Source organism: Neobacillus mesonae, from assembly GCF_001636315.1.
Classification (GTDB): Bacteria; Bacillota; Bacilli; order Bacillales; family Cytobacillaceae; genus Neobacillus; species Neobacillus mesonae.
In genome coordinates this window covers 4,183,657-4,195,428 of record NZ_KV440949.1, presented here as the reverse complement: position 1 = coordinate 4,195,428, position 11,772 = coordinate 4,183,657, and the positions used below count along the sequence as shown (strand labels likewise).

General features: G+C 41.3%; 9 protein-coding genes. 5 read left to right on the top strand and 4 right to left on the bottom strand.

Annotated elements, in window-relative coordinates; all coding sequences use genetic code 11:
- Nucleotides 1–48 precede the first annotated feature (48 nt).
- A complete protein-coding gene (locus tag A6749_RS19570; protein WP_066394619.1) occupies nucleotides 49–1,662 on the bottom strand; it encodes a long-chain fatty acid--CoA ligase in 1,614 nt (537 codons plus the stop codon).
- Nucleotides 1,663–1,883: 221 nt separating this feature from the next.
- Here A6749_RS19570 and A6749_RS19565 point away from each other — a divergent pair, with 221 nt between their 5' ends.
- Nucleotides 1,884–2,795, top strand: coding sequence for a nuclease-related domain-containing protein (locus tag A6749_RS19565; RefSeq protein WP_084797907.1), 912 nt, complete (start codon nucleotides 1,884–1,886; stop codon nucleotides 2,793–2,795).
- Nucleotides 2,796–3,739: 944 nt separating this feature from the next.
- Here A6749_RS19565 and A6749_RS19560 read toward each other — a convergent pair.
- The 3 genes from A6749_RS19560 to A6749_RS19550 all read right to left on the bottom strand — a co-directional run bounded on the left by A6749_RS19560 (nucleotide 3,740) and on the right by A6749_RS19550 (nucleotide 6,727).
- Nucleotides 3,740–5,254: a coproporphyrinogen III oxidase gene (locus A6749_RS19560; protein WP_066394616.1), complete on the bottom strand. Its 1,515-nt coding sequence runs from the start codon at nucleotides 5,252–5,254 to the stop codon at nucleotides 3,740–3,742.
- Between the two features lie 129 nt (nucleotides 5,255–5,383).
- Nucleotides 5,384–6,253 carry a Cof-type HAD-IIB family hydrolase gene (locus tag A6749_RS19555; RefSeq protein WP_066394613.1) on the bottom strand — a complete coding sequence of 290 codons (870 nt, stop codon included), beginning with the start codon at nucleotides 6,251–6,253 and terminating at the stop codon, nucleotides 5,384–5,386.
- 123 nt (nucleotides 6,254–6,376) lie between these two features.
- A complete protein-coding gene (locus A6749_RS19550; RefSeq protein ID WP_066394610.1) occupies nucleotides 6,377–6,727 on the bottom strand; it encodes a YlbF/YmcA family competence regulator in 351 nt (116 codons plus the stop codon).
- 154 nt (nucleotides 6,728–6,881) lie between these two features.
- On the opposite strand from A6749_RS19550, the gene A6749_RS19545 reads away from it, so the two are divergent.
- From A6749_RS19545 to A6749_RS19530, 4 genes are read left to right on the top strand one after another with little or no spacing between them, the layout of a single operon-like run.
- Nucleotides 6,882–8,261, top strand: coding sequence for a YheC/YheD family endospore coat-associated protein (locus A6749_RS19545; protein WP_066394607.1), 1,380 nt, complete (start codon nucleotides 6,882–6,884; stop codon nucleotides 8,259–8,261).
- The gene (locus A6749_RS19540; RefSeq protein WP_066394605.1) at nucleotides 8,262–9,365 is read left to right on the top strand and encodes a YheC/YheD family endospore coat-associated protein; all 1,104 of its coding nucleotides are present in this window, start codon (nucleotides 8,262–8,264) and stop codon (nucleotides 9,363–9,365) included. It abuts the gene before it with no gap.
- Complete coding sequence (locus tag A6749_RS19535) at nucleotides 9,343–10,707, top strand: YheC/YheD family endospore coat-associated protein (RefSeq protein WP_066394603.1); 1,365 nt, start codon at nucleotides 9,343–9,345, stop codon at nucleotides 10,705–10,707. The genes A6749_RS19540 and A6749_RS19535 overlap by 23 nt, the downstream gene beginning before the upstream one ends.
- Nucleotides 10,704–11,747 (top strand): YheC/YheD family endospore coat-associated protein, encoded by a 1,044-nt coding sequence (locus A6749_RS19530; RefSeq protein WP_066394599.1) that lies wholly within the window; start codon nucleotides 10,704–10,706, stop codon nucleotides 11,745–11,747. Before A6749_RS19535 ends, A6749_RS19530 begins: the two co-directional genes overlap by 4 nt.
- The last annotated feature ends 25 nt before the right edge of the window (nucleotides 11,748–11,772 follow it).

The following is an 11,772-nucleotide window of genomic DNA, read 5'->3' as shown; positions in this document are numbered from 1 at the left end:
AATAGTTTTATAGGACAAAGGCGGCAGCCTTTGTCCTTTCTATCCATCTTATTTTTGCACTTCTTTTTGTACTTGTTCACGCAATGTCCGCTTCAGAAATTTTCCGACGGATGTTTTTGGAATTTCTTCGAGGAAAAGAATATCGTCTGGGATCCACCATTTCGCAAACTGCGGTTTGAGAAATTCAACTAAATCTTCCTTAGTCGTTTTTCCTTTAAAACCCTCCTTTAACACGACGCAGGCAATTGGGCGTTCCTGCCACTGCGCATCCGGAACTGCTACAACCGCTGCTTCAAATACCGCTTCATGGGCCATTAAGGCATTTTCCAAATCAACAGATGAAATCCATTCACCGCCGCTCTTAATTAAATCTTTAGTACGGTCGACAATTTTGACAAACCCTTCTTCATCAATCGTGACGACATCGCCGGTATAGAGCCAGCCATCATGGAAGGCATCCTGTGTCCGTTCATCTTTATAATATTCCGAGGCAATCCATGGCCCCCTTAATGCTAGCTCTCCCATTTCCTTACCGTCCCATGCAACTTCGCCATCTTTACCGATTATTTTCAACTCCAGACCAGGTACAAGTGTCCCCTGTTTCGATCGGATTTCCAGCTTTTCTTCTGGATCCAGCTTATCTTGGTAACTTTTTAACGTCGAGATGAGGGCAAGCGGGCTCGTTTCGGTCATCCCATAAGCGTGCTTAAATGGAATGTTATATTTTTGTTCAAAGGTTTTTATCATACCTTTTGGAGCTGCCGAGCCGCCGCATAAAACAGCTCGTAAGCTGGTCAAGTCATAGGAGCCGGCTTCAAGCTCTTTTAATAAACCGAGCCAGATGGTCGGCACCCCAGCGGTTATGGTGACTTTTTCTGTTTCTATCAATTCCGCCAATAATTTTGGCGTAAAATACGGTCCAGGCAGGACTAAAGTGGTCCCAAACCATACGGCGGCAAAAGGAATCCCCCATGCGTTAACATGGAACATCGGTACTACCGGCATCGCGACATCCCTCTCACTTATGCCGCCTCCGTCCGCAAGACCAAGTGCCAGGCTGTGCAGCACAATGCCGCGATGTGTATAAATGACTCCTTTTGGATTTCCAGTAGTAGCCGAAGTATAGCACATTCCGGCTGGATCATTTTCATTGATGTCTTCTGGGAAACTGTAATTAGGATCTGATTCAGTTAAAAGTTGTTCGTAGTGATAAATAGGTGAGAGTGTAGTTTCTGGGAGCTCTTTGTCATCGGTCATAACGATAAATGCTTTGACAGAATGTAATTCAGATGCACATTTTTCAAGTAACGGCAGGATGTCTGGGTCTACGAGAAGAACTTTGTCTTCCGCATGGTTAATGATATAGCAAATATGCTGGGGTGAAAGCCGGATATTAATGGTGTGCAGGACCGCACCCATACAAGGAATCGCAAAATATGCTTCTAAATGGCGGTGATGATTCCATGCAAGCGTTCCTATCCGGTCGCCTTTTTCGACTCCTAGTTTTGTAAGGCTGTCCGCAAGCCTCCTCGTCCTTTCCGCCATTTGTTTGTAGGAAAAACGATGGATTCCGCTTGCTGTCCTCGAAACAACTTGTTTTTTCGGAAAAAACATTTCTGCTCTTTTCATCATTTGTGTCATCGTTAAAGGTGTTTGCATCATCGCTATAACCACTCCTTCAATGAAAGCGTTTTAAACTCATAGTATTCTATGAGCCCAGTCCATTAAATTATTCGACATCATGGAGGATGATTCCTTTATTAAGAACAATTTTAGTGACGAGGGGCTGGTACCGAAAATGTAACAAAAGGTTCATAAATTGTCCCATAGTTTTTTTATAGAATGGCAATAGGAGCTAAATTTTTTAAAAGGATGGTGGGCTTATGCCTATTACTACGATGCCTCGCCCGATATCAAGTGAGTTAGTAACTTTACGATTGTTAAATGCGCGAATGGACCTATCCGAGCATGACCAATGGAATTATGCCAAGCTTGAAAAAGGTCTTGAAGGTGAGTTGAAGTTTGACCTGCTGACCGATGGATTAGTAAACAATGGGATCGTTATTAAAGGACTGCTGCTTGAGGTAAATGACAGCGAATTTCAAATTGATACGACTTTAATATTCGAAGGAATTATACATCTTTTTGATGTTAAAAACTATGAGAATGACTATTACTATGAAAATGGGAAACTGTATAGTAAAAACGGAAATATCCTTACCGACCCTTTGCTTCAACGAGAGCGATGTGAATCATTATTTCTACGGCTCCTCAAAAATCTAGGATTTAATTTTCGTGTTGAGTCCCGCCTTGTCTTTATCAACCCCGAGTTTACCCTCATGCAAGCACCGCGAGACTATCCCATTATTTACCCAACACAAGTCAATCGTCTGATGAAACAACTAAACGAAATACCATCCAGATTAACAAAAATGCACGAGAATCTAGCAAGGAAACTAATTTCTCTCCATAAACCGGTGTCATCTAATATGAAGCTGCCGGCCTATGAATTTGAGCAGCTCAAAAAGATGATCATGTGTAAATTGTGTTACTTACTGTCTACTACTGTGGAGGGGAATTTTATTGTTTGTAAAACTTGCGGGCACAAGGAATTGGTGGATGCCGCTGTTTTGCGGAGTGTACGGGAGTTGATTATACTTTTTCCGGGGATTAGGATTACTACTAGTTTGGTTTATGAGTGGTGCGGGATTGTAAAGTCGAAAAAGATGATTTGTAGGATTCTAAAACAACATTATAAGCAAATGGGGTATGGTAAATGGACTTATTTTGAGTAAATTATGATGTAGAATCGAAGGTTTACTAAATTCGTATAGATGCTATTCAAACGCTGTTCTAAGACTCGGTCGCATAGACGCTCTTTATTCTACCCGGCGCTCTCTTTTTTCTCTGGCTCGGTCGCATAGATGCTCTCTATTCTACCCGGCTCTCTCTTTTTTCTCTGGCTCGGTCGCATAGACGCTCTATACTCTACCCGGCGCTCTCTTTTTTCTCGTGCTCGGTCGCATAGATGCTCTCTACTCTACCCGGCGCTCTCTTTTTTCTCGTACTCGGTCGCATAGATACTCTTTATGCTACCCGGCTCTCTCTTTTTTCTCGTGCTCGGTCGCATAGATGCTCTTTATGCTACTCGGCTCTCTCTTTTTTCTCGTGCTCGGTCGCATAGATGCTCTTTATGCTACTCGGCTCTCTCTTTTTTCTTGGGCTTGGTCGCATAGACGCTCTCTATTCTACCACGCGCTCTCTTTTTTCTCTGGCTCGGTCGCATAGATGCTCTTTATGCTACTCGGCGCTCTCTTTTTTCTTGGACTCGGTCGCATAGACGTTCTCTATTCTACCCGGCTCTCTCTTTTTTCTTGGACTCGGTGGCATAGACGTTCTCTATTCTACCACGCGCTCTCTTTTTTCTTGGGCTTGGTCGCATAAACGCTCTCTATATTCTACCCGGCTCTCTCTTTTTTCTCGTGCTCGGTCGCATAGATGCTCTTTATGCTACTCGGCGCTCTCTTTTTTCTCTGGCTAAGTCGCATAGACGCTCTCTACTCTACCCGGCGCTCTCTTTTTTCTCTGGCTCGGTCGCATAGACGCTCTTTATGCTACTCGGCGCTCTCTTTTTTCATGTGCCCGGTCGCGTAGAAGCTTTTATGTGACCCTGGACTCTCTTTTTTGTTCAGTCGCAAAAAATCCACTCCCATCTCAAATCAAAACCCCCGCTCATCAATCAAGCAGGGGATCCTTTTTCTGAAAAGAGCTCTTCTAGAATTTTGATTTTTTCATCGGTGTAGGCTTCAAAGCTGTCATTGTATGACTTGGGATCCTTCGGGTTGGCGAAATGGGTAATCTTTCCGCTTACTGGGTCGATAAATTTGCTTGAAGCGCCGCAGCCAAGCCCAATAATCGTTTGCTGCTCCTCCATAATCATGATGTTATAAATACTTTCTTGGTTTGGCATAGAATAGCCGACATTCTCAAGATTACCGAGAATATTCTTTTGACGGTATAAATAATAAGGGACATAGCCGTGGGAAGCTGTCCAGTCTTGGGCAAGGTTCATCATTTGTTCAACTTCAAAACGGTCGGCCACCTTATATTTATCCCTGTTCTTCGTCATTTCTGAGGCACGCTTAAATGACAAAGTATGCACGGTTAAGGATTCCGGCATGAGCTTTTCTGTCTCCGCCAATGAATGGGTAAACTCGGCTACTCCTTCACCAGGGAGTCCGATAATCAAGTCCATATTAATATTGTTCATTCCCGCTGACCGGGCCAAATGGTATTTATCAATCGTTTCCTCAACGGTATGATGTCTACCGATGGCTTTTAATGTTTCCTGTGTATAGGACTGCGGGTTAATACTAATCCGGTCAATATTCCATTTTTTCAACACGGCCAATTTTTCCGGAGAAATCGTATCAGGCCGGCCGGCTTCTACGGTAATTTCGCGAATTTCAGAAACATCCGGGAAGGAGGCATACATTTCCTCGTACAGCATGTCCATTTCTTCAGCAGTAATGCTCGTCGGTGTCCCGCCACCGTAGTAGACCGTCGTAATCTTTATCCCTTTTTCCTTCAGCCAGGCGCCGATTTTTCGCATTTCGTAATGAAGGCCGCCTAAGAAAGAATCCACCGAACCTTGCCGGCCATTAATCGCATAGGCCGGGAAGGTGCAATAGGCACATTTAGTCGGGCAAAACGGAATGCCGATATAAATGCTCACTTCACGCTCAAGCGAGTACAGATCAGGTACAACTGTTAATTGGCGGTCGATAATTTGCTGCATCAGCTCGATTTTTTCATCAGTAATCAGGTAATCGTCCTTCAGCTCTTGGTGGGCAGTCTCCAATGGAATACCTTCCTGAATTTTCTTATGAAGCAATTTTGTCGGTCTGACACCTGTCAATATGCCCCATTTCTGCGTGATCCCGGTAAAATCCTGCAGAACCGTTAAATACGCATGGGAAACGGCATTTTTAATTTGTTTAAAACGCTCTTTTTCCGACTCGAAAGGCTGCATTTCCTTTTGATAGTCCGAAACACAAACAGCTTCATTTTGATCAAGTAATTCAGCTGCTACGGAAATGGCCGCCTCATCAGCCTGCAAGACAAATTTTATCTGCAAGTCCGCCGCTTCATCAACCGACATAACAAGCTGCGACTCTTCAAAAAATAAATTGGCAATCAGTGTAAGCGGGCGCTTAAATCTTTCATCCTCTAATCCTAGTATAGAAATACGCAAATATTATCACCTTTTCAAACTAAACTTCCTTTAGTGTACAGAATCGTAAAAATAAGGTCAATATAGTGGAAATTATTCACCAAAAAAAGGTACCACAAGCATATTAGAGCCTGTCGTACCGGTATATATTTAACGCTTTATAATTTTCATTTTCCGTAAAAATTCGATTGGCTGCTGCTTTCTAAAATGCTCCATCACCATATAGGCCACACCATGTTCATTTTCCGATCTGGTTAGCCAATCCGATGCCTTTTTCACCGGAAATGGGGCATTACCCATGGAGACACCAAGCCCCGCTGCTTCAATCAACGGGATATCGTCAAGACCGTCGCCAATATACACCATTTCCCGCAGTTTAATACCGAGCTGGCTGCCTAGATACGTTAACCCATTGAGCTTGGAGGCACCTGTTGAAACGATGTCTAATCGCAATGGGTCAAGCTCAATTGTTTCAATTTCAGTATACATCTTTTCCAGCGCCTCTTTTGCATCTTTTAAGTCTCGTTCTGCCTCAAAATATACTTCAATTTTGGAAGGAGTTACCGGATTCTCATGCAAATATTCACTTAATGAATTGACAAACTGCTGCGAATAAAACATTGGATCACCTGTAGTAAATACCGTCTTAGCTAACAGATCATTATGAATCTTGAACTTGTTAGCTAATGAGAATTGCTCGTGGACGAGGCGGATTTGACAAGGCAGCGCTTCGAAAAAGCGAACCGTATCATATGTCAGATTCTCATTAATTCGCTTTACAAATACTGGCTTCTCCTCGGAGCTGGCAATATAAGCCCCTTGATTGGTTACGAGCGGAGCCTTTATTTTTAATGCCTTCGCGACCTTTTTTGCCGATGGAAAACTGCGTGAGGTAACCAGGGTTACATATATTCCTTTTTGTTGAACGTATTCAATGGCTTCCTTTGTGGACCGATGGATCTTCCCGTTTGTTTGAAGAAGCGTTCCATCAATATTTAACGCAAGTAAGCGATAAATCATCTTGCTGCCCCCTGTTCTTGGTGAAATTCCTATATAACACTTTTATGTTTTTTCACCGGTTTATAGAACAGTCCTTGTTCAACATGATGGTTTCCGCGTAAAAACAAATAGCAGTCCAATCGATTATTGCATCTCTCCGTAAAGCTCGGATAATGGTTTCATGACAACTTGGTTAATTTCATTAATAATCATGCTCATCCGCTGCTCAGCTTCCATGAGACGGAAGATTTTTTCATTTTGCTGTACCTGTACAACGGATGCTTGCGCTTGCTGAACTTCCTGCTCGGAAATATTTTGGCCCATCATCTGTTTTTGCTGCAGGTTCATTTGAATTTGCCGGAACTGATCAAACATGTTTTTCGCTGCCGGGTCGGCATTTACTTCGTCATACATTCTTTTTAAGTGTAAATACTCATCACTCTCACGAATTGCTTTTTCTAATGAATAAGCGGAATCATATAAATTCACTGCCATAATCGGTCACTCCTTTTAAATTGAGAAATCCTAACAACTATAACAAATTATTCAGGAAATAGCGAGAATGTTCAAATCACCTTCTATCCTGCTTTAACATACATTACTATATCAACGAATGCCTATAGGCAAAGCTTAAAAATGAGGAATGTTTATGTCCCTTACCTTAATTCCAATTACAGTTACGATGAGGAAAACGGCAAATCCGCATGATCAGCTTATGCAAATATCTAAGAAACTAATGAAGCAATTAAATATTAGTGATAGCAAAAATATTTCCATCGAGATTGGGAAAACAAGCATTATCATGAATATTCAACCCATTGATATTCCAACAAATGAAATTATTTTACCGGAAAACGTAATGAGTAATTTTCGTCTTCCAGTCCAAAATTACAGGTTTCTAGCTAGTTTTCAACCTGACTCCCAAACTCTTAAGCTCGGGCCAGTGGTTGGGCTGTTAACAAATTTTCATTTAAAAGAAAATGACGAGCCGAATTTTCGGTCAGTCCATAAGTTCTGTGAGGAGCTTCATCACGTAATTTCTGGGAATGGCGGTTTTTTTTATGTGTTTTCCTATGAAAATTTTTTAACGAAGGGATATTACTTTCAGGAAGAGAAATGGATTTCAGTTGAACCTCCATTGCCTGATGTCATTTATAACCGAATCCATTCGCGTATTCTAGAAAAAAAGATTTCATTTCAGGAATTTCGCCAAGATCTGGAGCTGCTGATGATCCCATTATTTAATGACCGTTTTCTTTCTAAATGGGAGGTTTATGATCAGATTCACAATGAAAGTCCTCTAAAGAAGGCTATTCCCGAAACAAAAATCTTTTCGAAGGAAAATTTAATCGAGCTTGCCCAAAAATACGAAACTTTGTTTATCAAACCAATCCACGGCAGCCAAGGCAAAAATATAATTAAATTAATCAGAGATAATGAAAACCGTTTTACTTACCGAGCTTCATTAACAGGCGGTCATGAACAGCCGGAAACATATTATTCTCTTGAGGACATATATAAGCACCTAAAACCAATCCTGCAAAACAGAATTTATATCGTCCAGCAAGGGATCCCCTTTATGACTAAAGATTTTCGAACAATGGATTTCAGGGTACTATGCCATAAAAAACATCCTTTAATGTGGGATATCACTTCAATTGTTGCGAGGATTGGTGCTGATCAAGAATTTGTCTCTAACTTAGCAAGGGGCGGGACCTTGATTCGCCCATTAGATGCATTAAGAACATGTTTTGATGCTAAGCAAGGAAAAAAAGTATTATCAGAAATTAAAGATTTAGCGTTAAAAATTGCCGCGTCCATCAGTTCCCAAACACATGGAATGTTCGGTGAACTGGGGATCGATATCGGTGTGGACATCGATGGAAAGCCATGGTTAATAGAAGTAAACTCGAAACCTTCTAAATCATTTGAAGAGAACCAAGAAAAAATCAGGCCTTCAGCAAAAGCAATCGTCCGATTCTGCACAACGCTTGTCTTTGATTTGAATCCAGAAGGAGAGGTTGGATAAATGATTGCTTTTGGAATTATGACATTAACCCCGGATAGTGAGATTTCCTATCTTACGGAGATTGCCAAGTCGGCGAAAACCTTTGAAATGGAGTGTTTCCAGTTTATCCCATCACAAATTAACCCGCATACACAGCGAGTGTATGGCAAAAAATTTGACCCTAAATCAAATCAATGGGTGGATGACGAGTTCCCGATTCCCTCTATCCTGTATGACCGCTGTTTTTACGGTGATGATGAACATTCAAAACAATGCCTGCCCATTGTCTCTTGGCTAAAAAGCAGAAATGACATAACCTTTTTAGGTTATGGCCTGCCGAACAAACTGGAATTATACCAATCTTTAAAGGACACTGTACTAGCACCGTATTTGCCGCCTACTCAAGCTGTTTCCGGCCCCGACATTATCTTTAAAGAACTGGAGACAAAGGAAAAAATCATTATAAAGCCGATTAACGGGTCACAAGGCCATGGCATTTATTATATAAAGAAAAACGACAAAACTTTTCATGTCAAAACTGAAAAACAAAAGCAGATAATATCCCGAATTTTCCCCAATAAAGTCAAGCTGTTAAAATGGCTAAAACCATTAATAACATCGAAACAATATCTTTTACAGCCTTATCTTGAATTGTTCAATCAAGAATTGCAGCCGTTTGACATCCGCATCCTTCTGCAAAAAAACGAGCAGGGAAATTGGGGTGAACGTGGCAGAGGAATCCGTATTGGCAGTACTGGAGGAATTTTATCAAACTTAAGCGCCGGCGGTACGGCAACAACTTTTACCGAATGGCTCGCCGCCATCCCCCCTAAGGCAGCTGATTATATCTGTTCTGAATTAGACTATATCCTTGGTAAACTGCCGCAGCTGCTGGAAGATCAATTCCTTTCACTATTTGAAATTGGCATTGATATTGGCATCGCAAAAAACGGCTCCATCTGGATTCTAGACCTCAATTCCAAGCCGGGAAGAAAGGTAGTATTACAGACATCGCCGGAATTAAAAGAAACACTTTATCATGCTCCACTTTTTTATGCCAAACACCTTTATGGAACGGAAAAACATGAAAGGAAGAGCATTTATGAGAAAACGTTATCTCATTGAGGTTGCTCCAAATGACCAGATGATCGTTTTTTGTCCAAAGTCACTGATAAAGGATAAGGCGATAAAAAGAATTGCTTTTGGTTCCAAATCCATGGCGGTTGATTTCTACCCTCATCCCGATCGAAATGACAGAATTGTCATTAGCAACGGTATTCAAAAAGTACTGCTATTCCCAAACCTTCATTTGCCGCTGCATGCTTTTATCGAAAATGAAGTTTTGACAATTGGGCCGCTTGTCGGTATATTCACTTCCGGTTTTACCTCGACCTTAGTACAGCCAATTGGAGAGAGAACCTTATTTTTTTCAAAGCTGTTGTCAGTAAATAAACCTGTCGGTGCGCTTACCTTCGTATTTGGTGAACAGCATATCGATTGGGAACAAGGTATAATCGAAGGGTATTTCATCCATCAAAGCAAATGGCTGAAATATAAAGTGCCCTTTCCTAATGTTATTTACGACCGGCTGCCAAACCGCCGCAGTGAAAATAATCCGAAACTAAAAAAAGTCAAAGAGCGGCTGCAGAAGGAGTATTTAATTCCCTGGTACAATCCTGGTTTCTTTAATAAGCTCGATATATATGAAAGATTGCTGCAAGTTAGTTCCGTAGAAAACTATCTGCCCGAAACACATCCTTTTATCAGCTTCTCACATATTGAGACAATGCTGTCAAAATACGGTCACGTATATATGAAGCCGAAAAACGGCAGCCTCGGCCTTGGCATTCATCAAATCATATTTGATAAGCGTACAAATGATTATTATTGCAGGTATCAGGAAAAAGATGATGTGAATCGCTTACGAAAATTTCCGAGCTTAGAGAAATTATTCGAAATCGTATTTGCCAGTCAGCCCCTTGACCGGATGGTGGTCCAACAAGGAATTCATTTACTTCGAATTGACCAGCGTGCAGTGGATTTTCGAGTTCACACAAATAAGGATGAAGACGGAAATTGGCGGGTAAGCGCAATTGCCGCGAAGGTTTCAGGAGCAGGCAGCGTTACGACCCATAAACGCAGCGGTGGCGAAATCAAAACAATGGAGGAAATTTTCTCCAAGGAACTATCTCAAGAATATACGAAAAAACTAGAAGATGCTGCGCTTCAATTAAGTGAAGCATTAGAACTAAATACAGAAGGAATTATCGGCGAAATCGGCTTCGACTTAGGGATTGATCGCAACGGAGATGTTTGGCTTTTTGAAGCGAACTCTAAACCGGGGAGATCAATTTTCAGCCATCCTGATTTACGTGCTTTTGATTTATTAACTCGTAAATTATCCATTGCCTTCGCTGTATATTTAGCCGAAAAAGCACTCTTGCATCCAGAGGAACTATACAAATGAACAAAAAATTCAAACCGCTGATTGGAATTTTAACCGCACAAAAAGCTGACGGTGCCATTGCCGGTAACAGCCGGTTGTTTCGAAGCCTGCAGCAAAAGCTTATTTCACTAGGTGGAATAAGCTTTGTTTTTACCATCGAGGGGGTTAGAGAAGAAGGTATTGAAGGTTACTTATACTTGCCTAAAAAAAACAGCTGGGTTAAGAAGCAATTTGCTTACCCCGATCTTGTCTATAACCGAATTCCGTTTCGAACAGCAGAACAGCAAAAAAAAGTCCAAATTTTTTTTAAGGTTTTAAAAGAAAAGAATATCCCTTTCTTTAACCCTTGTTTTATTGATAAATATGAGCTTTATGAATGTTTCAAAGACCAGCCGGAAATTAACCGCTTTTTACCAGAAACCGTCCTAATAAAGAACAAACAAGACTTAACTCGGCTGGTGAAAAAACATCATTCAGTGTATCTAAAACCAGCCAGTTCATCAAGGGGAAAAGGGATTTTCCGGCTGACCGAAAGTCCCTCCTTGCTGGTTCAAGTGGAGGGACGAAAGAAAAAGGAATCATATGAAACGTTTAATTTATTTTGGAAAGAATGGAAAGAGAGGCTATTAAGAAAACCATACCTGGCTCAGGAGGCAATTGATTCTGCTGAATATAATGGCTCGCGGTTTGATTTTCGGATTTTGGCTCATGCAAGTGGGAATGAATATCAAATAACAGGAGTCGGCATCCGCCAATCTCAAGAACAGGAAATTACAACCCATATACCATCCGGCGGGAGGCTCCTCCCCTATGAGCTTTTACAGTCTGCTGAACATGAAGAATTCTTTCAATCGATCATTTCCCCTATCGGCAGGATTTTATCGGAGCATTTCGGTTTCTTTGGTGAGTTTTCGATTGATGCTGGTATCAGCAAAACGGGGAAATATTATATTTACGAAGTTAACTCTAAACCAATGAGCTTTGACGAGCCGGAAATAGAAGCCGGGAAAATAGACAGTCTATGTCATTTATTTCTTGAACTCACGAAAAATAATATTTAAATCATTCCTCTAAAAAGGTAAGCTA